The organism is Mycobacterium sp. SM1, assembly GCF_018361265.1.
Taxonomy (GTDB): domain Bacteria; phylum Actinomycetota; class Actinomycetes; order Mycobacteriales; family Mycobacteriaceae; genus Mycobacterium.
On record NZ_JAFLNH010000001.1, the window covers coordinates 1,873,668 to 1,897,588 of the forward strand.

Genomic DNA, 23,921 nt, shown 5'->3' on the forward strand with positions numbered 1-23,921 from the left:
CGCTTCGCGGGGGCCGTGACCGCGCCCGGTCCGCGCCATCTGATCGGCGCCGCCAACGGCGCACAGCAGCTACCGTCCAGCGGCAAGCCAGCAGTTCTGCGGGGCACGCCAGGCGCGTGATGTCGGCCAGCTGATCGTGGCTACTGCCGGTAGCTTGCCAGGAAGTTACCCAGCCGCTCGATGGCATTGGCGAGGTCGCGAGACCACGGCAGCGTGACGATTCGCAGATGATCCGGTGTCGGCCAATTAAACCCGGTTCCCTGAGCCACTAGAATCTTCTCTGACAGCAGCAAATCCAGAACGAGTTGCTCGTCGTCCTCGATGTCATACACTTCGGGGTCAAGACGGGGAAACGTATACAGCGCACCCGCTGGCTTGACGCACGACACACCGGGAATCTCGTTGAGTTTCGCCCAGGCAACATCCCGCTGCTCACGCAGCCGGCCACCGGGTAGCACCAGGTCCTGGATGCTCTGGTAGCCGCCCAACGCAACCTGAATCGCGTGTTGCGCCGGAACGTTCGGACACAAGCGCATGTTCGCCAGCAGGCTGATGCCTTCGATGAAACTGCTGGCGTGATCCTTAGGACCCGTGATCACCACCCAGCCGGCTCGGTACCCCGCCACCCGGTAAGCCTTCGAAAGACCGTTAAACGTCAGGCACAACAAATCCGGCGCCACTGACGCTATGCTGATGTGCTTGGCGTCGTCGTAGAGTATTTTGTCGTAGATCTCGTCGGCGAGCAGCAGCAGCTGATGCTCACGCGCCAGATCCGCTATCTGAGTGAGGATTTCGCGGCTGTACACCGCGCCGGTCGGATTGTTCGGGTTGATGACCACCAGCGCCTTGGTACGCTCGGTGATCTTCGACGCCAAATCAGCGATGTCGGGCTGCCACCCCTGGGTTTCGTCGCACAGGTAGTGCACCGGTGTGCCACCCGCGAGTGAGGTCGAGGCCGTCCACAACGGATAGTCGGGCGCCGGGATCAGCACTTGATCGCCGTTGTCCAGCAGGGCCTGCAGCGTCAGCGTGATGAGTTCTGACACACCGTTACCCAGATATACGTCATCGACGTCGAATCGGGGGAAGCCCTCGACGAGTTCGTAGCGGGTGACCACGGCGCGCCGCGCCGGCAGAATGCCCTTGGAGTCAGAGTAGCCCTGGGCGTAGGGCAGCGCCTGGATCATGTCGCGCATGATGACATCGGGTGCCTCGAAACCGAACTGCGCCGGGTTTCCGATGTTGAGCTTGAGAATGCGATGCCCCTCGGCCTCCAGCCGTGCGGCATGATCGTGTACCGGACCGCGGATCTCGTAGAGGACGTCTTGGAGTTTGGCGGACTGGGTAAAGGTGCGCTGCCGCTGGTGATGGCCGCTGGTGTGCCAGGGCAGCTGACGGGTAGTCACATCAACCATCCTGCCACTGCTGTCCAATCGATTTCGCTGAACGCATGCATTTCACCGCTTACCCGGTGGCCGGGCGCCCCGTGCGATGCCAAGACCCTTAGCCGGAGGCGGTGCGGGCGGTTCCTGCTGCGGTTCTGGTTGCTTCGGCCCTTCCTGCCCCGGTTCTGGTTGCTTCGGCGATTGTGTTGGTGCAGCGGTTTTTTTGGCACCAGGCCGCTTAGCGCCCACCGCGATACCCAGCCCTTTAGCCGTGGCAGCGGACGGGGTTGCCTTCTCAGCTTGTGTCGACTTTGAAGGTGGCTGGGCGGGTTGGGCTTTGACCGGAGCTTTCTTGGCACCGGGCCGTTTGGCTCCGGCGGCGATGCCAAGACCTTTAGAGGGTAGCGTCTCGGCTTTGACGGGTTCCTGCGGGGGGGTGGTGGGTTCCGCCGTAGCGGTTTGCTCAGCGGCTTTCTCCTGCGTAGGCGCCTCGGCGACCCTGGCTGCTGCGGGTGCGGCCGTGGGCGCGGGCGACGCCGTGGGCGCGATCTTCGCCGATTGTTTAGCGGCGGTGCCCTTGGGTGGCAGTGTCATCCTGTCGCGGTCCAGCGACTCGAGGAGCAGTTGTGCCACGTCGCGCACGTCGACGCCCTCGCGCCCGGCGGCCTTGGCCCGATCGTCGACACCGTCGGTGATCATCACCCGGCAGAACGGGCACGCGGTGGCGATTGTGGTGGCCCCGGTGGCCAGCGCCTCGTCGACGCGCTCGTGATTGATCCGCTTGCCGATGCGCTCTTCCATCCACATGCGCGCGCCGCCGGCGCCGCAGCAAAAACTGCGGTCGGCGTGGCGCGGCATCTCGGTCAGCGCCGCGCCGGAGGCGCTTATCAGCTCGCGCGGCGGCTCATACACCTTGTTGTGCCGGCCGAGATAGCACGGGTCGTGGTAGGTGATGACTGGACCACTGCCGCCGCCGGTACCCCCGTCGCCACCGACCGGTTTGACCGGCACCAGCCTCTTGTCGCGGACCAACCGGTTGAGCAGCTGGGTATGGTGCAGCACCGTGTAGTCGGCGCCCAGCTGGCGGTATTCGCGGCCGATGGTGTTGAAGCAGTGCGGGCAGGTGACCACGATCTTGCGATCAACGGCCGACACCCCATCGAACAACCCGTCGAGCGTCTCGATGGCCCGCCGGGCCAGCTCTTGGAACAAAAACTCGTTGCCCGAGCGCCGAGCGGAGTCGCCGTTGCAGGTTTCCCCGGCGCCCAGCACCAGGAACTTCACCCCGGCCGCGGCCAGCAGCTCGGCGACGGCTTTGGTGGTCTTTTTAGCCTTGTCATCGTAGGCGCCCGCGCAGCCCACCCAGAACAGGTACTCATAGCCGGCGAAGCTGTCGGCATCCCGTCCGTAGACCGGGACGTCGAAATCCACCTCGTCGATCCAGTTGGTCCGATCAGAGGCGTTCTGGCCCCACGGATTCGCTTTCGTCTCAAGGTTTTTGAACAGCAGCGACAGCTCGGAGGGGAACTCCGACTCCACCAGCACCTGGTAGCGGCGCATGTCGACAATGTGATCGACGTGTTCGATATCCACCGGGCACTGCTCGACACACGCGCCGCAGGTCACGCACGACCACAGCACGTCGGGGTCGATCACCCCGCCCTGCGCGGCGGTTCCGACCAGTGGGCGACGGGCCTGCCCGGGCCCGGACCCGGGCACCCGGCCGAACCCCGATTCCGGCACGTGGTGACCCTCTTGCGCGGCGGTCTGAAGATCCATGCCTGCCAACGGCTTGGGTGCGGTTCCCAGGATATAGGGCGCCTTGGCCATCCAATGATCCCGCAGATCCATGATGAGAAGCTTGGGGCTCAGCGGTTTGTTGGTGTTCCATGCCGGGCACTGGGACTGGCAGCGGCCGCACTCGGTGCACGTGGCGAAATCGAGCATGCCCTTCCACGTGAAGTCCTCCACCTTGCCGCGGCCGAAAACCGCGTCTTCTGGCGGGTTCTCGAAATCGACGGGCTTGCCGCCGGACTCTATCGGCAGCAGCGGGCCGAGGCCGTCGGGCAGCCTTTTGAACACCACGTTGATCGGCGCGAGGAAGATGTGCAGATGCTTGGAGTGCAGCACGATCAGCAGGAAAACCAGCATGACCGCGATATGCAGCAGCAGGGCCGCGGTTTCCAGGATTTCGTTACCGGTGTGGCCGAGGGGCCGCAAGATCGTACCGAATAGCCGGGAGAGGAACGCCGCCTTGCCATAGGGCAGCGTGCCGTTGTTGACGGCCGATCCGCGCACCAGCACATACGTCCAGAGGACATTGAAGATCATGAATAGAATCAGCCATGCGCCCCCGGTGTGTGAGCCGTAGAACCGTGACTGGCGGCCATACTGTTTGGGCTGTGTGCGCAATCGGATGATCGCGAAGACGGTGATACCGACGAACACCGCGGAGGCGAAGAAGTCCTGCAGAAAACCCAGCGCGTCCCAGCGGCCGATGATCGGGATGTGAAAGTCGGGCTGGAAGAGCAACCCGTAAGCCTCGATGTAGACCGTCAGCAGGATAAAGAAACCCCACATAGTAAGGAAGTGGGCCAGGCCGGGAATCGACCATTTCAGCAACCGGCGCTGACCGAACACCTCGGCGAACTCCGTCCAGATCCGCCTACCCAGATGGTCGGTGCGCCCGCTAGCCGGCTGGCCCGCGAGCGTGAGCCTGGCGAGCCAGGCGATCCGCCGGGCGGCGAACACCGCCACGACCGCGGTCATGCCCAGGCCCACCACCAGTCTGATCAGCGTCTGCGTGGTCACGAAGCGTCTCTCTCACACTCGTTGTTACTTAGGGGTAACCCAGCCGATGCTACTAGCGGGTAAGTTAGTACGCTCGGGTCCGCTCATGGTGACATTGTCGCGTCGTTCGCCGCGACCCAGGCTGCCCTCATTGGACCTAACCGGACCACGACATCAAGGCTCGACCCGGCCCGCGGCGCCTCATCGGAGGCGAGCCTAGCTGACGGGGATCCTCGCGCCGCACCGCCGAGGTGATCCCGACGCAGATGAGCGGCCCGGGATGGGTGGACACGAACCGGCGGTAGGCGCAAGCCGGGCCGAGGGTGACCCGAGTCACGCAGCTGGTCGATGGCGTCAGAGCCCTGGCGGCAGGGTGATCACCGTCGGCAGTGGAGGCAGCGTGATCTGTGACGGCAGAGTAAACGGTCCGGGTGCTGCGCTGCTGGTCGTGGTCGAAGTGCTGGTCGAGGTGCTGGTCGGAGTCGGGGTGGTGGTGTCGCTGGTGGTCGACGCCGTGGCCGTGGTAGTGGTCATTATCGGGGTTACCGTCGTGGTGGGCGTCGTCGTGGCGGGCGCGGCGGGCGCGGCGCTCGTCACGGTCGCGGTGGACGGCGTCGCTGTGGGCGTCGTTAGGGACGTGCTGGTCGCCGGAACTCCGCCGCGGCTTCCCTTGGTCAGCTGGAGGATGCCGTAAATGATCACCATGATCAGAAACGCGACCAGCATGCCCCACCCAACCAGCATCACCGGCCGGCGATACCACGGTGTGGGCTCGGGCGAGGGCTCGTCGCCGCCTGGGCCATACGCTGGCTCTCCGCCACCCTGGCCATAGGCGGACGCGTACCTGGTCGGCTCGTCTTCGCCACCGCTGCCGGGAGGGCCGTAGCCTGCCATGGGTGCCGATGCTAGCGGGCGCGGCGATCAATACGGCGCTGCCACGCGGGCGGGACGCCGATCCGCCACCGCGGTGAAGTAACGGTAACGACGTTTGCGGGTGCACAGGACCGCCGGCTCAGAGGTGGGGCGGCAACGTGATCACCGTCGGCACCTGCGGAATCGTGATCACCGACGGCAGCGGCGGCAGCTTCGGAAGCTCCTCCGGCCAGTGATGGTGCGGAGTTTCGCGCGGTTGCTGCGGCGGTGCTTGAGTGGCCGGACCGGTCGCTGGCGGGGGCGGCGCCGGTGCGGATGAGGTGGTGCCGGGTGTGGTCGTGGTGGTCGGCGCAGTGGTGGTGGTGGTGGTGGTTGTGGTCGTCGTGGTCGTCGGAGTGGGGGCGGGACGAGTCGGGCCCTTCGTTAGCTGCATGATCCCGTAGATGATCAGCCCGATCAGGATTAGGACGAACACGGCCCACGCCAGCAACGCCTTAGGTTGGCGATACCAGGGGCTGGGTTCCGGCTCCGGTTCGAAAGGCTCGGAAAAGTCGGATGGGCGCGGTTCGCCCCGGCCGAAATCGGCGTGCTGGGTCGGCTGGTTGCTGAAGTCGTCCGGGGGGCCGAAGCGAGGCACGCCACCGATCGTACTGGCCGCAGCGCCGGCGCCGGCGCGCTGTTGACGGATGGGAGCGTCAAAGCGTTCGACCTGGCTCTCGAGGGTGGTCCCGGGAGGCCTGCGTGGCAGGGGCGACACACGTGACTGAGCTGGTGTTACCCGGTGAACGCGGCCAAGCCGTCGGACAGGGCACGCAGTTGCGCAGCGCGTCGCCGGTGAAGGACACGCCGTGCATGATCGCCAGCGTCGTCGGCTGCAACTGCGCCAGCCGCTCCAGAGCGGGTGGCCAGGTTTCGGGTTGGGCCGCTGGCGCGAAACAACGACGCGGGTTCTAACCCCGGTGTCTTACAGCCGGATTCGCTGAGTTGTCGGGCACTGGCCGATGTCATGCACGTCGTTTTCGGGGTGACGACGGGCTGTCGGCCACATAGGTCGTTCAGCGACGACATGAAGGCCAGTGGGCCGTGGATGACCTCGGCGTGAGGCGCAGGTGCCGGTAACAGGCGGGGGTGCCGGTAACCCGAGTCATCGCGCGGATCACAGCGCCAACTCGCCTGCGATAGCGAACCCCTAATCGCTCGGAGGCGGGCGCATCGACACATCCCGGAGTCCTCGCCGGACTTCTGGCGTTGTCAAGACGCTTGAATCGCAGCTCAGCGAAGCCGCGGCAACATCAACAGAACCCTTGTGTACCACCAGAAATTGGCCGGGCGCACTTGCGGCGGAAAGGAGCTCATAGTTGAACTCGAGTTCGCCGAAATCCTGATGTTTAAGCCGTTTGACTTGCCCGGCGGAGACACCGATGTCATGGCTTTTCCACATCCGGACGAAATCGTTGCTCTTGCTGGAAAGCTCGTGGATGATCTCGGCCACGTCTGGTTGGTAGTCGATATCGGCGCCGGTGATGCGGCGCATCGTGGCGACGGTGCTTCTGGCATAAGACTCCCAGTTTACCCAAGCGGTTTTCGCCTCGGGATCCAGGAAAAGCAAGCGCAAAATATTTCCAGTAATCGTGAATTGGTCAAACAGCAGCGACGCCTGCACGTTTTTGGCGAGCACGTCACACCGGCGATTGACAATATACGCAGGCCCAAGTGTCCAGCTTTGCATGAGTAAAAGCAAATACTCTGCCGGGCCTTGCTGCTCGCTGGGGTTTTGGCGCCAGCGGTGTTGCGGGATCGCGAGGCCATGCAAATAGGCCGCCTCTTCCAGAGACAAGCCGAGCGCGCTCACCAACGCGTCCAAGACCTGGACCGAGGGGTGCTTTTCTCGTCCTTGCTCCAGGCGGGCGTAATAGTCAGCGCTGATCCCTGCCCGCACGGCCACCTCCTCGCGACGCAGCCCAGGGGTTCGCCGGCGCCGAGTGGGTTCGCCGTCGCGCTCCGGGCAGGGCGTGATCGCCTCCCGCCGCGCACGAAGGAATTCCCCCAGTGTTGTCGTCATGAGGCAGTGATGCTAGCGGACGGTTTTCCTAGGTATCAAACTCCTAGGCTAATTTCGGTCTGTCTGCAGCTTACCGTCATCGGGCATCATATATAGCCGTGCTATGCAACCGCCTGCTTCTCGACGGTGCGCGTCATGCGCTGTTGAGGATTCCGCGGGGCGGTCCAGGTAGCGCCGGAGCGGGGCAACTTCCGATTCGGGGGTCGGGCGGCATCGGGGCCGTGTCGGCTCATGGAGTCAGCACGCGACCTCCCCGGTGAGGGCCGACCTGTTCGAGGGGCGAAGGGTGCCAGCGGTTGGTCACACGCAAGCGTGTGCGACGGTCAAAGAGCGGCCCACCACTCGCTGCAGGTAGTGCGCGACCCGAGGCAGCGCCTCCCGCACGGGCCGGCTCCGCGGCACCGGGTGGGCGGTGAGAGGAGTCACGATGCTGAAAGTTCTCAAGCGGATGTGGATCCCGCTGGTCATCGCGGCGGTGGTGACAGTCGGTGGCTTTGCCGCCTATCGGTTACATGGGATCTTTGGCTCGCACCGTCTTTCGGCGGCCGGGCAGGTTGAAGCGATTGTGCCGATCAATGTCAAGCGGGTGACATACGAGGTTTTCGGTCCAGCGGGAACGGCCGGCTACATCACATACTTAGACGAGAACGCCCAGCCCCACGGGGCGAATTTCACCAGCCTGCCCTGGTCGCATACCCTGACCACGACGCTGCCAGGGGTCTTCGCCGCAGTGGTCGCCCAGGGCGATAGCGAGACGATCGGGTGCCGCATCGTCGTCGACGGCCGGCTCAAAGACGAGGAATCCACCACCATCCTTAACGCGCAGACATTCTGCTTGGACAAGGCCGCATGAGCGGCGACTCCACCCAAGCGTCGGTGCTAGCGCGGACGATTCGCCGGCTCGCGGTGCCCATCATCATCGCCTGGCTGGGGTGCACCATCGCCATCTTTGTGGCCGCGCCGAAGCTGGAAAAGGTCGAGCGCGAAAACACCGTGGGCCTATTGCCCAAAGACGCTCCCTCGCTGATCGCGATGAAGCGCCAGGGCAAGGTGTTTCACGAGTTCGACTCCGACAGCGTCGCGATGGTAGTGCTGGTCGGCGACCAGCCCCTGGGAACCGAGGCGCGCCGCTACTACGACGGCCTGGTGCGTCAGCTGGAGCACGACACCAAACATGTCCAGCATGTGCAGAACTACTGGGGTGACCTGATCACGGCGGCGGGCAACCAGAGCGCCGACAGCAAAGCCGCCTACGTGCAGGTGAACCTCGTCGGCGACCAGGGCACGACGGCGGCTGACGAATCGGTGCACGCGGTGCAAGACATTGTGGCGCACTCGCACCCGCCGACGGGAATCAAGGCCTATGTCACCGGGCAGGCCCCGCAAACCACCGACACCACCGAGGCCGGCGATAAAAGCATGGGGCAACGCGTCGCGATAACGATCGTCGTCGCCGCGATCATGCTGCTGATCGTCTATCGCTCGATCATCACCGTGCTGCTCGTGCTCCTCGTGGTGTTCATCGAACTAGGCGTTTCCCGCGGGGTCGTCGCGGTGATCGGGAACTTTCACGTCATGGGGTTCACGACGTTTGCGGTCAGCCTGCTCATGTCGCTGGTCATAGCCGCGGGAACCGATTACGCCATATTTTTCATCGGGCGCTACCACGAGGCGCGTCAAGCGGGCCAGGATCGTGAAACGGCCTTTTACACCACCTATCGCGGGGTGGCCCACGTTGTCTTGGGCTCGGGCCTCACCGTCGCCGGAGCGATGCTGTGCCTGAAGCTGACGCGGCTGCCGTATTTGAACACCCTGGCCATTCCCTGCGCCATCGGGCTGCTCGTCGTGATCGTCGCCTCGCTCACCCTGGTTCCAGCCATTCTGGTCGCCGGTGGCCGTGTCGGCCTGCTGGACCCGAAACGCCCGATCAATGTCCGCGGGTGGCGGCGGATCGGAACCGCGGTGGTGCGCTGGCCCGCGCCGATCCTCGCGGGCGCCCTGGCCGTCGCCGTCGTCGGCGGACTCGCGTTGCCGGGGTATCAGACCAGCTACGACAACCGTCGCTACATTCCCGCAAGCCTGGAATCCAATGTCGGGTACGCCGCCGCCCTGCAGCATTTCACCTACGCCCGACTCAATCCCGATATATTGCTCGTCGAAGCCGACCACGATCTTCGGAACCCGGTCGACATGCTCGACCTGGACCGGATCGCCGGAAACATCTTCCGCGTGCCGGGAATCGCTCGGGTGCAAAGCATCACCCGGCCGCTGGGCTACAACATCGAGCACGGCACCATCCCGTTTCAAGTGGCGATGGGTCCCATCCCCATCCGGGATAACTTGCGGTATTTGAAAGACCGTCTCGCCGATATTCTCAGGCTGAGCCGCGACGACCTCGGCCTCCAGATCGCAACTTTAGAACACATGTACAAGGTGCAGCAAGAACTAGCCAATTCGATTGACGACAGCGCTAAAGTCACAGCGGATACCGCCGCCATTTCTGATGAAATACGCGACCATCTCGCAGATTTCGATGATGTCTGGCGGCCGATTCGCAGCTACTTCTACTGGGAAAAGCACTGCTTCGACATCCCGATATGTTGGTCGTTGCGCTCCATCTTCGACGCCCTGGACGGCTTCGACAAGCTTTCCGAGAATTTCCATTCTCTAGCCAAAGCTCTCCAAAGCAGCGCTGCCGCGTCCCGAGAGCTGGTCAAATTGATCCCACCGTTGATCGCCGTCGCCAAGTCCATGCAGACCACGTTTTTGACCCTCTACAGCAGTTTTAATGACCTGGTCACTCAAATGGACCGCATGACCGACACGGCGACCCTGATGGGCAAGTTCTTCGACCAGGCGAAAATCGACGGTCTTTTCTACATCCCGCCGGAGGTGTTCGGCAGTCACGACTTCCAGCAAGGACTTAAACTACTGGTCTCTCCCGACGGCAAGGCCGCCCGCATGATCATTACCCACGACGGCAATCCCGCCAGCACCGAAGGCATCTCCCATGTCGACGCGGAGCTCAAGGCCGCACGCGAGGCCGTCAAGGAAACCCCGTTGGCCAACGCCAAGTTCTATCTCGGGGGCACCGCGGCGTCCTGGAAAGACATCCAGCAAGCCACCAAATACGACGTGATGGTCGAGGCCATGGCGGCGCTCATCCTGATCTTCATCGTGATGCTGGTGATCACCCGGGCACTGTTTGCCTCGATGGTGATCGTCGGCACGGTGGTGCTCTCGCTGGCCACCGGCTTCGGGATATCCGTCATCGTCTGGCAGCATCTTGTCGGCCTGGACTTGAACTGGATCGTGCTGCCGTTCTCGGTCACCATCCTGCTGGCGGTGGGCTCTGACTACAACCTGTTGCTGGTGTCGCGGTTCAAGGAGGAGATCGGCGCCGGGCTCAAGACGGGGATCATCCGCGCCATGGGCGGCACCGGTGGAGTCGTGACCGCCGCGGGCCTGGTGTTTGCCTTTACCATGGCGGCGCTGGTCGTCAACAAATTGCGCACCATCGGGCAGGGCGGCTCGACTATCGGCCTGGGCCTGCTGGTGGACACCTTGATCGTGCGCTCGCTGATGACGCCGTCCATCGCCGCGCTGCTGGGGCGTTGGTTCTGGTGGCCGTTGCGGGTGCGCTCCCGGCCCGCGCGCCACGGGATGCCGTCCGGCCCGGGGGTCCATGACGCCGAAACCGCACCACTGGCCGCACCGTCGATCGCCAGATTCGACGGCGAAACCGGATAAGGCGCTCCGCCAACCGGACGGGTCCGATCACTCGTCCGGATCCACCGCCGGGTTGGCGACGATCGGGACATCCTCAACGGCCGGGACATCGGGGGCGAGCGGAAGGCCGCGGGCCGGGCCGCCGGTTTCTGCGGCGCTGGTCGCCACCCGGTCGCGCACCAGATACCAGCCGCCGATCAGGGCGGGGATGCCGATCACCATCGTCGCGACGATCCAGGGACCACGTTGGGCGTCGAGCACCATCAGCACCAGCACGGCAGCCAGGAACGTCAGCGTCAGGTAGCCGCTGTAGGGGGCCAGCGGCATCCGGAATCGCGGTCGGCGCATCATCCCGGCATTCGCCATCCGGTAAAGACGAAGCTGGCACGCCACGATTGTCGCCCAGGCCGCCATGACACCCAAAGCGGCGATATGCAATACGATTTCAAACGCTTGGCCCGGCCTGACCGCGTTGAGCACGACCCCGAAAAGGCCGACCATGCTGGTCAGCAAGATCCCGCCGTAGGGCACGCCGCTCCGCGACATCCGGGCGGTGAACTTCGGTCCACTGCCGTTCACTGCCATCGATCGCAGGATGCGGCCGGTCGAATACAGCCCCGCGTTCAGGCTCGAGAACGCGGCGGTGAGGACCACCACATTCATCACGCTGCCGGCGCCGCTGAAACCGATCTTGGAGAAGAACGTCACGAAGGGGCTTTCGTGTTCTTTGTAGGCGGTGTAGGGCAATAGCAGTGCCAGCAGGGCCACCGACCCGACATAGAAGATCCCGACGCGGGCCACCACCGCGTTGATCGCGCGCGGCATGATCTTCTCCGGCTCGGCCGTTTCCCCGGCGGCGGTGCCGACCAGTTCGACGGCGGCGTAGGAGAACACCACGCCGGAGGTAACCAGCACCAGGGGCAGCGGGCCGGTCGGCAAGAACCCCCCGTGGTCGGCCCACAGTCCCAGGCCGGTGTTCCGCCCGTCGACCTGGAAGCGCCCGGCCAGAAAGACGGTTCCGACGATCAGAAACGTCGTCAGCGCCAGCACCTTGACCAATGCCGCCCAAAACTCGAACTCGCCGAAGGCCTTCACCGAGATCAGGTTGACGGCGACCACCGCCACCAGTGCGACGAGCGCGAGGGTCCACTGCGGGACGGCATCGAAGGCCTTCCAATAGTGGCAGTACTTGGCGATCGCGGTGCTGTCCACGATTCCGGTCATCGCCCAGTTCAGGAAGTACATCCAGCCAGCGACGAAAGCCGCTTTCTCCCCGAAGAATTCGCGTGCGTATGACACGAACGACCCGGATGACGGGCGGTGTAGCACCAGTTCGCCCAGCGCGCGCAGGATCAGGAACACAAACCCGCCGCAGATCGCATACACGAGGAATAACCCCGGCCCTGCCGAGGCCAGCCGTCCTCCCGCCCCGAGGAACAGCCCGGTTCCGATGGCGCCGCCGATCGCGATCATCTGCAGCTGCCGGCGGTGCAGATCGTGGTGATAGCCCACGTCCTCCCGAGTGAGCAGCGCGGTCTCAGCGGCACCGGGGGGCGGCGTGCTGGGCAGCAGGGGCATCGGCTTCCTCTCGCGTGGCGTGGCGCAGCGCTGCGACGCGGACACTCCGAGGATAGGCTGCGAGGCTACCGCAGCGGTCTCACTGGCGGGCCCGTTGGCATCGGGTAAATACGTAGTGGCTGGTACCGCCCTACAGGACCGGCGCCGACGTGGCCATCGAGGCCTCCGTCCTACTTCGCCGTGGCTGCCGACGCGGGCGCGCACACAGGCGCCGGTGTATTCCCGATGAACGGCGTAGCTGGAGCGCCTTTGAGGCGGTGGGCCAGGGCCGAGATCGCCAGCGTGGGCGGATAGGCGACCAGCACGTGCACGTGGTCGGCCTCGCCGTTGAACTCGACCAACTCGACGTCCAGCTCGGCGCACACGGCGCGCAGGGGGTGCTCGGCGCAGGTGGGCATTGGATCGGTGAACAGTTTGCGCCGGTAGGTGGTTACGACGACGAGGTGGGCGTGCCGCAGCGACACGCTGTGGCGGGCGCGGCGATACGTCGTTTGTGTCCGTGGGCACCTCTTTTTTTACCGGCGTGCGGGTGTATAACGCGGTGCTGGGGGAGCCCCGTGGCGCGCATCAAAGCCCGGCGTCAAGCCAAAACCGCGATGCGACGGGGCCGCTCGGCGCGAACCTCCACCGCCGGCCAGCCCACGGCGCTAGCCGCATGAGCGGCCATCGAGACAGCCGGCCGGCACGATCAATGCCCGCAGTTCACTGCGGGGAGGACGTCAAGCGATGACCCTCTATGCAGTTGGCGATTCGATGATGCGGCAGACGGTGGCAGCCTGTCCGCGACGTTGATCGCTGCGGGCAGTCTGTAGCGCGGCGGCCAGGGTGGCGCGTAGGGCGCGTAGGTGGGCGATAGCGCAGTCGATGTCGCGAATGTGCGTGCCGAGCAGTGCGATGACCTGTTCACAGGGTGCCACGCCGTGACGATGCAGGTCGAGGATGTCTTTGATCTCCGACAGGGTTAGGCCGAGGGTTCGGGCCCGCACAATAAACCGAAGGATCGCGATGTCGTCGTCGCTGAAGAGCCGGTAGCCGGCTTGGGTGCGCTCGACCGGCGGTAGCAGCCCCTTGGCTTCCCAGATCCGGATGGCCTTGGCCGAGACGCCGACGGCGTCGGCGGCGTCACCGACGGTGTGGGTCATCAGAGTTCGTTCACGGACGGGACCCGCCATTGATGACCGTTCCCAGTCGGAGGGTTCAAGCGTAGCGGTGCGAGTCCCCGATGCAGGTGTCTCACTCATTGCTCGTTGGGGGAGCGGTGTCGGCGTCGCGAGTCCGTTTCCCCTTCCTCCTTTTTAGGCTGAAGTGCAGACATTGGTCTGGCGGCGCCTCGCGCGTGCGCGGCGGGCGTCGCCGCCGGTAACTCCAACGGTAAGGATTGCCCCAGGGGCAAGGTCAACGATACGCGGCAAGTGGCCGCGCAAAAAGAGCAATCCCACGCCTAGCGGTGTCGGCGCCGCGGCGTTGTGCAACCTCCCAGGCGATCCCGTGGGCCTGAGCCATGGCGTCGCAGAATGTTTTGCTACCGGCGATAGCAGTGTTGCCCAAATACCCCGGCTGGCCAGCACATAGCCCGCGTGCGAGGTGGACTTGGCGCATTGGCCGAATCGTCGACCACCGGTGGGCAGGGGCTTGTTGAGTCGGCGACGCATGGCGGGCCACCTGGGTGGGCTTGTCCCACCAGGTCGACACCGCTAATGACGCTAGCTGTAACCGTATCGAGATGCGTGGAAAGTTCCGGTGGGAGCAACGGAGATCGGAATGCCAGTGCAATGCTGGACGAACGCGTTGTCGTCGCACCGTTCGGCGACAGATCGCAGCCGCCGAACCCGACTCCTAAGACGAGGATAGCTGCACCACCGGACAGCGCGATTGCCTTCTTGGCGTGAGATTTCATCGGGCTCCTCCTGTGCGTCCAGTAGTGAAAGGTGGTTGATCATGTAAATGGTTGGCGGCTGATTCGTAAGCTCGTCGTCGCTTGCCGGTGAAAGTCCGGTCCGGGTAGCTGTCAGGAGGCCCGGTAGCAGGCTGGCGGTGTCGTCTGGAAACGGGCGGGGTCGAAGCCCAGCGTCGAACGCCCCGGTTATCGGGGTGTGCAACCGAACGGTCCGTAACGTGAAGTGAAGCCTGCCGCGTCGTTAAGCGGTCAGGGAGTGCCGAGCCCGGAGGAGAAGGGCGAAGGCCATGGAAGCGGTGAAGATCCTGGAAGTGCAGCCGTGAAGGACTCCCCGGCGTAAGGGGCTCGGAACGTTCGGATAGTGGTGACGGGAACTGGAGAGGCCCTCCCCGGCCCAACCGACTGCGTAGAGCGGTTGGAGCGCGGCGACCTATAACCGGCGACGAGCCGGGAAGTGGAAGCCAGCCGGGGGGGCGTCGGAGGTGGTCGTAGTACCGGTTGAGCCGAGCGGACAACACAACCGCCGGTGAGGGAAGGGCCACTGCTTCGTCGATGCGTGTGGGTGACTGTGGAGGTGCCCGGTGAGTGCCGTTTCGGCTAGTCCCGCCGACAGCGGAACTGTTGTCGCTGACAAGGTTCCGTTGGACAAGGTGCGTGCCCTGCAACACACGCTGTACCGGACGGCCAAGGCCGATCCCGGGCGACGGTTTCATGCGTTGTGGGACAAAATCTTGCGCAGAGATGTCCTGTGGCGCGGCTGGGTCGCGGTGCGCACCAACAACGGCGCACCGGGCATTGACCGGACCACCTTGGACTGGATCGAAAAGGAGTACGGCATCGACCGGCTCCTTGATGAACTGCTCTCCGAACTGCGGGATGGGTCGTATCGGCCGCTTCCGGCGCGGCGGGTCTATATCCCCAAGCCGGGAACGACCGAGCAGCGGCCGCTGTCGATTCCTGCTGTGCGTGACCGCATCGTGCAGGCCGCCACCAAGATCGTGCTCGAGCCGATCTTCGAAGCGGGTTTTGCCCCGTGCGGTTTCGGGTTTCGCCCGAAGCGGGGTCAGCACGATGCCCTGCAGGTGCTCGTCGACGAGAACTTTCGGGGCAGGCGGTGGGTGGTGGAGACCGATATCGCCGATTGTTTTTCGGTGATACCGCATGACCGGTTGATGGCAGCGGTCGAGGAACGGGTGTGCGACCAGTCGGCGCTTAAGCTGCTGCGCGCGATGCTGCGTGCGGGAGTGATGGAATCCGGCGTCGTCCGTCATCCAGACACCGGAACCCCGCAAGGTGCTGTGATCAGCCCCTTGCTGTGCAACGTGTACCTGCACCGGCTCGACCGGTCCTGGGACACCCGCGCTTTCGGGGTGCTGGTGCGCTTCGCCGACGATCTGCTGGTGATGCGCGAATCCGAACAGCAAGCCCACGCCGCGCTCGCGCGGCTGCGGGCGCTGCTGGCCGAGTTGGGCTTGGTGCCCAAGGAGGCCAAGACCCGCATCGTCGAATTGGTGGTGGGCGGAGAAGGTTTCGACTTTCTCGGCTTTCATCATCGGATGGTGCGCTCGCGGGGTGTGCACGGCAGACGTGGTGTGGCGTTCTTGGCCCGCTGGCCCAGTGATCGGGCGATGCACCGTGCACGCGATCGGATCAGGCAGTTGACGATCCGGTCTCGGCTGCTGCTGCCGGTCGAGGTGGTGGTGGAGGACCTGAACAGGTTCCTGCGTGGCTGGGCGAACTATTTTCGCTACGGCCACTCCGCGATCCGCTTCCACAAGATCCAGCAGCACGCCCAAGACCGGTTGGCGCTGTTTATCGGTAGGCAGCACAAGCGCGGGCGCGGCTTTGGCCTGTCCGTGCTTGCCTACCAGTCCACCGATTACTGCGGGTTGTACAGCCTGAACGGAACCGTCATCGCACCCAGGGCTAACAAGCCCTGGCGGGAGAAACCGAATGCCGGCGGTGAACGGCGTCGGTGAGCCGTGTGCGGGAGAACCGCATGCACGGTTCGAGGTGGCGGGAGCTGGAGCGGCACCGACCTGACCAGGGGCACCAGGGGACGGACAACCGACCGGGAAACCGGCGGCACCAAGGCCCTGGGTCCTACCGCCAGTGCTCATTGCTTCTCCAGCTCCCGACCCAACTCTCTGTGGTGAGAACGCCCGTCAAGGTGAATCCTGGTGTTGATGGTTGTTGGCCTTGGGTGCGCCGCATAGCCACCATCTGGGAAACCTGAGCCAATGAGGTTGCTGCTCAGCTCATGTTCGCCTCCTTTGCCTGAATGCGGTGGAGGCATCACCGCCGGTGACTCCAACGTTAGGGATTGCCTCGGGGGCAAGGTCAAGACGCAGTGCCGTAATTTTTTGCCGCCCACCGCTCGCGGGGCACCGGCTGTTGGTCCAGCCTCCATTAAATTGCGTAAGTAATTGCATGCCAAGGCGTTTAGGCAGAAGCGCCAGTGCTTCGAACAATCAGGTCCGGTTAGGATCCTGCGAACGCGATGAATCCATCCACCGCACCGGTGTCGCCTAGCCCTTGACCTTGCCCCAGGGGCAACCAATACCTTGGGGTTGCCCGTCGGCTAACGCGTCGCGCGACACGCGCGCCTCCCAGAGCGTGAGCCAATGAGGGGCAACGATTTGTGAAGGGAGCGCTCGAGATGGCGTTGCATCCATTCGTGGTGAAAGCGGCGCCCCACGTGTTGACGTTTGCGGCGTATGAGGTCGCACACAGGGTGGTGGCAATAGCTCCGTGGCGGGAGGCAACGGTTTCCGCGATGGCCTGTGGTGTCCGCGGCGTCCGTAAGGCTGAGGATCAGGCCGAGCGGGTCCGACTGACGGCCGCCGACATGCTCGCCGAAGCGGTAGAGCGCAGCGGGAAGGAGGCGGCACCATCGGCGGCGGCAGACGCGGAAGTGCCATCCCGGCGGCGGACTGCGAAGACCAGCACTGCTGATGCTGACCATTGATGCTCAGCGGGCTGTAGGCCTGGCCGTTACATCTGACGCGGCGGGACGGATGCGTGTGCATACCAAAGGTTTTCGTATCGACAGGGGCCGGGCGGTCGCGATCGAGGAGATGGTCGGCAAGCTGCCCGGTGTGCGCGCCGTGAGTGTCTATCCCCGGACGGCATCCGTCGTGATCCGGTATTTGCCCGAGCACCGCGATTCCGCTGCTGTCTTGTCGGCGATCACGGAGGCGGTGCACAGCCCCGCCGTTTTAGCGCCTCTCCGTGTCCCGCGCTCAGCCGATACCGGCAACGGCGGCATGGTGGGGAAAGTCGTCGGCGGGATCGGTCGGCTGCTGTTGGGTTTGGGCGGTGACGTGCTGGAAGATCCGCCGGAGATCCAGAGGCTGAGGAGGGCGCTAGAAGGTATTGGCTATCACGTTGAGCCGCTAAGCACGAGGCAACTGTCGCCCCGCGATGAGGCCAAGCGCGGGATTCGGGCCTGGTTACGGCGCGTGTGGTTGGCATTCCCGTTGGGAGTGGCGGTGATGGCGGCGCCGATGTTCTTCGGCGCTTACCCGTGGGCGGGGTGGTTAGCCTTTGCCGCGACGGTGCCCGTGCAGTTCATATCCGGGTGGCCGTTCCTGTTGGGGGCGGCACAACAGGCGCGGGAGAAGACCGCGAACATGGACACGCTGATCGCGCTGGGCACCCTGACCGCGTTTGCCTACTCCGTCTATCAGCTGTTCGTTGGCGGGCCGCTGTTCTTCGATACCGCAGCATTGATTATTGCGTTCGTGGTGCTGGGCCGCTATTTCGAGGCCAGAGCTCACGGCAAGACGCGAGAGGCCATTAGCAAGCTGCTGGAGATGGGCGCCAAGGAAGCCTGCCTGCTGGTCGACGACCAGGAGCTCCTCGTGCCGGTTGATCAGGTGCAAGTCGGAGACCTGGTGCTGGTGCGGCCAGGGGAGAAGATCCCGGTCGACGGCGAGGTCATCGACGGGCGAGCCGCCGTCGATGAGTCGATGCTGACCGGCGAGTCCGTCCCGGTCGAGAAAACGGTGGGTGACCATGTCGCCGGAGCAACGGTCAACACCGACGGGCTGCTGACCGTGCGCGCTACCGCCGTCGGGGCCGACACCGCGCTAGCGCAGATCGTGCGCCTGGTTGAGCAGGCACAGGGCGGCAAGGCCCCGATACAGCGGATGGCGGACCGGGTCTCGGCGGTGTTCGTGCCTGCGGTGCTCGGCGTTGCCGTGGCGACGTTTGCCGGGTGGACGCTGTTGGCCGCCGACCCGGTCGCTGGCATGACCGCGGCGGTGGCGGTGCTGATCATCGCGTGCCCGTGCGCGCTCGGCCTTGCCACCCCCACGGCGATCATGGTCGGCACCGGCCGCGGCGCCGACCTGGGGATCCTGGTCAAGGGCGGAGAGGTGCTGGAAGCCTCGAAGAAGATCGACACCGTGGTGTTCGACAAGACCGGCACCCTCACCCGCGCCCGGATGCGGCTCACCGACGTGATTGCCGACAAGCGCCGGCAGCCTGATCTGGTGCTGCGGATCGCGGCCGCGGTCGAGGCGGGCTCAGAACACCCGATCGGCGCGGCGATCGTCGCCGCCGCCCGCGCGCGCGGGTTGGAGATTCCGGCCGCTACCGAGTTCGCCAAGCTCGCCGGCGGTGGAGTGCGGGCCGAGGTCGAGGGCCTGCCCGTGCTGGTCGGGCGGCGCAACCTCATCGAAGAGCACAATGTCGTGTTGCCTGAGCCCCTCGCGACGGCGGCCACCGAGCTCGAAGAGCAGGGCCGCACCGCGGTGTTCGTCGGCCGCGGCGGCCAGGTTGTGGGTGTGCTCGCCGTCGCAGACACGATCAAAGACGACGCCGTCGACACGGTCCGCAAGCTGCGCGCCATGGGGCTGCAGGTCGCACTGATCACCGGCGACAACGCCCCCACGGCGGCCGCGATCGCCAACCAGGTCGGCATCGACCGGGTGCTGGCCGAGGTGTTACCCGAAGACAAGGTCACCGCGGTTCGCCGACTCCAAGACGAGGGCCGGGTGGTGGCGATGGTCGGCGATGGCGTCAACGACGCCCCTGCCCTGGTGCAGGCCGATCTGGGCATTGCGATCGGTACCGGCACCGACGTGGCCATCGAGGCCTCCGACATCACGCTGATGTCCGGCCGCCTCGACGGTGTCGTGCAGGCGATTGAGCTGTCGCGGCAGACCCTGCGCACGATCCATCAGAACCTGGGCTGGGCCTTCGGCTACAACACCGCCGCCATCCCGCTTGCCGCGCTCGGCGTGCTGAACCCCATCGTCGCGGGTGCGGCGATGGGGTTCTCCTCGGTCAGCGTGGTCGCCAACTCGCTGCGGCTCCGCCGCATTGGGGCGGCTAGCCGATAGGGGCCGGCGGGGTGGCGGGGCGCATTGCCCGAGGCGCCTTTTCGACGACAGCCACACCCGGGGGTCCGATTCGGTGGATGGTGCGCGAAACCCTGCTGACCCTCGGCGAGCATCCGGCTGGGCGGGGATGGAGCCGCGCCGACATCACCGCCATGCTCGGCGGCAACTTCTTCGGCTGGCCCGGCGGGCCTGGCGCGACCGACCCGTCGTCACAGGCTGCCACGCCCGGCCAGCCAGACGCTCGCGAAGCGAAGGTCCGTCCTCGCGGCGATGGTGTCGTAGTCGCGGTCGTAGTGCAGCACTCCGACGTCGTGTCGATCCGCCAGCGCGGAGATGATGAGATCGACGGGCGGAAGGCGATGGTGCCCGGCGCGGGCGAGTTGACGCTGCGCATCGAGGGCGCGCTGCTCGACCTGGGTGTCGATGTGCAGCATCGGCAATGCCGTCAACTCGCTGAGCAGCTCGTCGTGATCGGTCGCGCTGCGTGCCAAGTACCCGGCCTCGAGCAGGAAGGGCAGGCAGACGCCGATGAGGCGCTGTTCGAGCGCGTTGGCGATCTCCTGCGCCCGCCGCTCCTCGAGTGCCGGTGACGCCAGGCGGACGAACGCCGAATTGTCGAGCAGCAGCTCAACGCTCACCCGCGCACCCATCCAGTCTGCCGCGCGACTCCTGCGGCATGCACGTCGACCGGAAGGTTGCGCGAGCGTACTCGGTCAGCCAGCCGGCGCCGAAGCCTGGCAGCGCCATCACGCTCGGCGCGGATTGCCGCGATCTTTGCAGCGGCGCCAAGGACGACAAGCTCGCCGAGATCGACGCGATCGGTGCCGAGCTCGCGGCGCAATTCATCCAGGGCCGCCTCCACGGGTGGTGTCTCGGTGATCGCATGTCGGCGACGTGCTGTAGGCACAAAGTCAGTGTAACACCGGTGCGACACCGGGCCGCGTCACCGGATGGAGTGCGCTCCCCGGTCGACACGTAAATGAGGTTCAGACACTAAATGAGGTTCAGACACGTGGAATCCTCAGGTAGTCGCGCAGTAGGAGTCGATACACACTGTCCTAGAGGGATTTTCGCGCAATTGGGCAATGGAGCCCAGACACGCAAATATCTTGGATTGGCGACACGGGAAGGAACCGCCATGACCAGCGACCGCCGAGGATACCGGTAAGCCACCGAAGCCGAGCTGGCCGACGAACGGTGCCCGCATCGACGCCGCCTACGCAGACCGCTGGCCGCCCGCCGCGGCGTGCTACTCGCACCTGGCCACGTCAGCGCACCACGGGGTCGGCATGGAGCAGTGGCAGCACGAGGTCACCAGCGGCGGGCGAATCTGGTATCTCGTCGACACCGACAACCGCACCCTGGGGCTGCGCCACGCCGGTGCTGTTCACCCGAAGGACACAAAGTAAGCGGCCGGCAGCCGTTGTCGGTGGTGGTGCACACCGAGATGATACGAGCCGCATGGCGGGGGTGATTCTTGGTCGCGGGATAGGTGTGCGAGCCAACCGCTGGGCAAAGCAAGGGAACAAACCGCCAAGGTTCACCGTTAACCGATCGAGAACTTGAGTGAACCTAACTCAACCCTGAGTTGACAGACCGTGACGGGGGGAGCAGGCTTGAGCGCGGTTCACTCAGCATAGGAAAGCGTAGGCAAGCGTAGGTAAGACCGAAGCTCGACTCAGGGAGGATCCATTATGGCTCGTGCGGTCGGAATCGACCTCGGGACCACCAACTCCGTCATCTGTGTCCTCGAGGGCGGCGACCCCACGGTCATCGCCAACTCCGAGGGCTCGCGCACCACTCCGTCGATCGTCGCGTTCGCCCGCAACGGCGAGGTGCTGGTCGGCCAGCCCGCCAAGAACCAGGCGGTGACCAACGTTGAACGCACCGTGCGCTCGGTCAAGCGGCACATGGGCACCGACTGGAAGATCGAGATCGACGGCAAGAAGTACACCCCGCAGGAGATCAGCGCCCGGGTTTTGATGAAGCTGAAGCGCGACGCCGAGGCTTACCTGGGCGAAGACATCACCGACGCGGTGATCACGGTTCCCGCCTACTTCAACGATGCCCAGCGTCAAGCCACCAAGGAGGCCGGCCAGATCGCGGGCCTTAACGTGCTGCGCATCATCAACGAGCCGACCGCGGCCGCGCTGGCCTACGGCCTCGACAAGGGGGAGAAGGAGCAGACCATCCTGGTATTCGACCTGGGCGGGGGCACCTTCGACGTCTCGCTGCTGGAGATCGGCGAGGGCGTGGTGGAGGTGCGCGCCACCTCAGGGGACAACCACCTGGGCGGCGATGACTGGGATCAGCGCATCGTCAACTGGCTCACCGACAAGTTCAAGAAGCAGACCGGCATCGACCTGACCAAGGACAAGATGGCCATGCAGCGGCTGCAGGAAGCGGCCGAGAAGGCCAAAATCGAGCTGAGCTCCTCGCCGAGCACCTCGATCAACCTGCCCTACATCACCGTTGACGCCGACAAGAACCCGCTGTTTCTCGACGAGCAGCTGACGCGCGCGGAGTTTCAGCGGATCACCCAGGACCTGCTGGACCGCTGCCGTAAGCCGTTCCAGCAGGTGATCGCCGACACCGGGATCTCGGTGGCCAAGATCGACCACGTCGTGCTGGTCGGCGGCTCGACCCGGATGCCCGCGGTGACCGACCTGGTCAAAGAGCTCACCGGTGGCAAGGAGCCCAACAAGGGCGTCAACCCCGACGAGGTTGTCGCGGTGGGTGCGGCGCTGCAGGCCGGGGTGCTCAAAGGTGAGGTGAAAGACGTTCTGTTGCTCGACGTTACGCCGCTGAGCCTGGGCATCGAGACCAAGGGTGGTGTGATGACCAAGCTGATTGAGCGCAACACCACGATCCCGACCAAGCGCAGCGAGACCTTCACCACCGCAGACGATAACCAGCCGTCGGTGATGATCCAGGTGTATCAGGGTGAGCGCGAGATCGCTGCGCACAACAAGCTGCTCGGGTCCTTCGAGTTGACCGGCATCCCGCCAGCCCCGCGCGGTGTGCCGCAGATCGAAGTCACTTTCGACATCGACGCGAACGGCATCGTGCACGTCACCGCGAAGGACAAGGGCACCGGTAAGGAGAACACGATCCGCATCCAGGAAGGCTCGGCGCTGTCCAAGGAAGAGATCGAGCGGATGATCAAGGACGCCGAGGCGCACGCCGAAGAAGACCGCAGGCGCCGCGAGGAAGCCGATGTCCGCAATCAGGCCGAGACGCTGGTCTACCAGACGGAGAAGTTCATCGCCGAACAGCGGAGCGCAGCATCCGAATCCGGCGGCTCGAAGGTTCCCGCGGATGTTCTCGACAGGGTTGACGCGGCGGTCGCTGACGCGAAGAAAGCGTTGGAAGGCACTGATATCAACGTGATCAAGTCCGCGATGGAGAAGCTGGGCCGCGAGTCGCAGGCGCTTGGCCAGGCAATCTACGAGGCCACCCAGGCGGCTCAGGCTGCCGGTAGCGCTGCGGGCGGCAACGGGTCCGGCGGCTCCGAGGATGTCGTGGACGCGGAGGTGGTTGACGACGATCGGGAGGCCAAGTGACAGAAGGCGACCCACAGGAACAGGTAACTATCACCGATAAACGGCGTATCGACCCGGAGACCGGCGAAGTGCGGCATGTGGCGTCTGCGCCCAGCCGGCCGGCGCCGACGGCCGTCGGCACCACGGAGGCCGCGGACAAAATCGCCGAACTCACCGCGGACCTGCAGCGGGTGCAAGCCGACTTCGCCAATTACCGTAAGCGGGCGCTGCGCGATCAGCAGGCGGCGGCGGACCGCGCCAAAGCCACCGTCGTCAGCCAACTGCTGGGGGTGCTCGATGATCTCGAGCGCGCGCGTAGTCACGGGGATCTGGAGTCCGGTCCGCTGAAGTCGGTGGCCGACAAGCTGACCAACGCGTTGACCGGGCTGGGTTTGACGGCGTTCGGCGCCGAGGGCGAGGACTTCGACCCGGTGCTGCACGAAGCCATCCAGCACGAGGGCGACGGGGCCGACGGCACCAAGCCGGTGATCGGCCAGGTGCTGCGGCAGGGCTACAAGCTCGGCGACCAGATCTTGCGCCATGCCCTGGTGGCCGTGGTCGACACCCTCCCCGAGGACGAGGATGCCGCCACGGCAGCCGATGTCGGTGAGGCCGGCGTGCCCGCGGACCTGCCGGCCGAGACGCAGTCGGCGGTGAGCTCCGATAACAACGCCGCGTCGCCCGCACCGGACGCAGAATCAGAACACTGACCGCCAT

At 65.1% G+C, this 23,921-nt stretch carries 17 protein-coding genes; 8 read left to right on the top strand and 9 right to left on the bottom strand.

What is annotated here, in order from left to right; genetic code table 11:
- Nucleotides 1-140 precede the first annotated feature (140 nt).
- Nucleotides 141-1,415 (bottom strand): pyridoxal phosphate-dependent aminotransferase, encoded by a 1,275-nt coding sequence (locus MSM1_RS08580; protein WP_374101671.1) that lies wholly within the window; start codon nt 1,413-1,415, stop codon nt 141-143.
- A gap of 42 nt (nt 1,416-1,457) precedes the next feature.
- The gene (locus tag MSM1_RS08585; RefSeq protein ID WP_213441049.1) at nt 1,458-4,196 is read right to left on the bottom strand and encodes a heterodisulfide reductase-related iron-sulfur binding cluster; all 2,739 of its coding nucleotides are present in this window, start codon (nt 4,194-4,196) and stop codon (nt 1,458-1,460) included.
- Nucleotides 4,197-4,575: 379 nt separating this feature from the next.
- Here MSM1_RS08585 and MSM1_RS08590 point away from each other — a divergent pair, with 379 nt between their 5' ends.
- A complete protein-coding gene (locus MSM1_RS08590) occupies nt 4,576-4,869 on the top strand; it encodes a hypothetical protein (RefSeq protein ID WP_213441050.1) in 294 nt (97 codons plus the stop codon).
- Nucleotides 4,870-5,187: 318 nt separating this feature from the next.
- On the opposite strand, the gene MSM1_RS08595 is transcribed toward MSM1_RS08590, so the two are convergent.
- Both MSM1_RS08595 and MSM1_RS08600 read right to left on the bottom strand, forming a co-directional pair.
- Entirely contained in the window at nt 5,188-5,685 is a 498-nt protein-coding gene (locus MSM1_RS08595) for a hypothetical protein (RefSeq protein ID WP_213441051.1), read from the bottom strand.
- Between the two features lie 552 nt (nt 5,686-6,237).
- The gene (locus MSM1_RS08600) at nt 6,238-7,110 is read right to left on the bottom strand and encodes a helix-turn-helix transcriptional regulator (protein WP_213441052.1); all 873 of its coding nucleotides are present in this window, start codon (nt 7,108-7,110) and stop codon (nt 6,238-6,240) included.
- 427 nt (nt 7,111-7,537) lie between these two features.
- Here MSM1_RS08600 and MSM1_RS08605 point away from each other — a divergent pair, with 427 nt between their 5' ends.
- The gene (locus MSM1_RS08605) at nt 7,538-7,963 is read left to right on the top strand and encodes an MmpS family transport accessory protein (protein WP_213441053.1); all 426 of its coding nucleotides are present in this window, start codon (nt 7,538-7,540) and stop codon (nt 7,961-7,963) included.
- A complete protein-coding gene (locus MSM1_RS08610; RefSeq protein ID WP_213441054.1) occupies nt 7,960-10,860 on the top strand; it encodes an RND family transporter in 2,901 nt (966 codons plus the stop codon). The genes MSM1_RS08605 and MSM1_RS08610 overlap by 4 nt, the downstream gene beginning before the upstream one ends.
- Before the next feature lie 27 nt (nt 10,861-10,887).
- Here the strand turns inward: MSM1_RS08610 and MSM1_RS08615 are convergent, their stop codons facing one another.
- The 3 genes from MSM1_RS08615 to MSM1_RS08625 all read right to left on the bottom strand — a co-directional run bounded on the left by MSM1_RS08615 (nt 10,888) and on the right by MSM1_RS08625 (nt 13,559).
- Complete coding sequence (locus MSM1_RS08615; protein WP_213441055.1) at nt 10,888-12,417, bottom strand: amino acid permease; 1,530 nt, start codon at nt 12,415-12,417, stop codon at nt 10,888-10,890.
- Nucleotides 12,418-12,587: 170 nt separating this feature from the next.
- Entirely contained in the window at nt 12,588-12,881 is a 294-nt protein-coding gene (gene tnpA, locus MSM1_RS08620; protein WP_213441056.1) for an IS200/IS605 family transposase, read from the bottom strand.
- Nucleotides 12,882-13,151: 270 nt separating this feature from the next.
- Nucleotides 13,152-13,559, bottom strand: a complete 408-nt coding sequence (locus MSM1_RS08625) for a MerR family transcriptional regulator (protein ID WP_213441057.1) — start codon at nt 13,557-13,559, stop codon at nt 13,152-13,154.
- A gap of 1,336 nt (nt 13,560-14,895) precedes the next feature.
- Here MSM1_RS08625 and ltrA point away from each other — a divergent pair.
- The 3 genes from ltrA to MSM1_RS08640 all read left to right on the top strand — a co-directional run bounded on the left by ltrA (nt 14,896) and on the right by MSM1_RS08640 (nt 19,662).
- Nucleotides 14,896-16,293, top strand: coding sequence for a group II intron reverse transcriptase/maturase (gene ltrA, locus MSM1_RS08630; RefSeq protein WP_213441058.1), 1,398 nt, complete (start codon nt 14,896-14,898; stop codon nt 16,291-16,293).
- Nucleotides 16,294-16,973: 680 nt separating this feature from the next.
- Nucleotides 16,974-17,282 carry a DUF1490 family protein gene (locus MSM1_RS08635; protein WP_213441060.1) on the top strand — a complete coding sequence of 103 codons (309 nt, stop codon included), beginning with the start codon at nt 16,974-16,976 and terminating at the stop codon, nt 17,280-17,282.
- A gap of 49 nt (nt 17,283-17,331) precedes the next feature.
- Nucleotides 17,332-19,662, top strand: a complete 2,331-nt coding sequence (locus MSM1_RS08640; protein WP_213441061.1) for a copper-translocating P-type ATPase — start codon at nt 17,332-17,334, stop codon at nt 19,660-19,662.
- A gap of 209 nt (nt 19,663-19,871) precedes the next feature.
- Here MSM1_RS08640 and MSM1_RS08645 read toward each other — a convergent pair whose 3' ends face one another.
- Both MSM1_RS08645 and MSM1_RS08650 read right to left on the bottom strand, forming a co-directional pair.
- Nucleotides 19,872-20,300 carry a PIN domain-containing protein gene (locus MSM1_RS08645; protein WP_213441063.1) on the bottom strand — a complete coding sequence of 143 codons (429 nt, stop codon included), beginning with the start codon at nt 20,298-20,300 and terminating at the stop codon, nt 19,872-19,874.
- Nucleotides 20,297-20,569, bottom strand: a complete 273-nt coding sequence (locus MSM1_RS08650; RefSeq protein ID WP_213441064.1) for a hypothetical protein — start codon at nt 20,567-20,569, stop codon at nt 20,297-20,299. Before MSM1_RS08650 ends, MSM1_RS08645 begins: the two co-directional genes overlap by 4 nt.
- A 787-nt stretch (nt 20,570-21,356) precedes the next feature.
- Between MSM1_RS08650 and dnaK the strand changes: the two genes are divergently transcribed.
- Nucleotides 21,357-23,225 carry a molecular chaperone DnaK gene (dnaK, locus tag MSM1_RS08655; RefSeq protein WP_213441065.1) on the top strand — a complete coding sequence of 623 codons (1,869 nt, stop codon included), beginning with the start codon at nt 21,357-21,359 and terminating at the stop codon, nt 23,223-23,225.
- Nucleotides 23,222-23,914 (top strand): nucleotide exchange factor GrpE, encoded by a 693-nt coding sequence (gene grpE / locus MSM1_RS08660; RefSeq protein WP_213441066.1) that lies wholly within the window; start codon nt 23,222-23,224, stop codon nt 23,912-23,914. Before dnaK ends, grpE begins: the two co-directional genes overlap by 4 nt.
- Nucleotides 23,915-23,921: the final 7 nt, after the last annotated feature.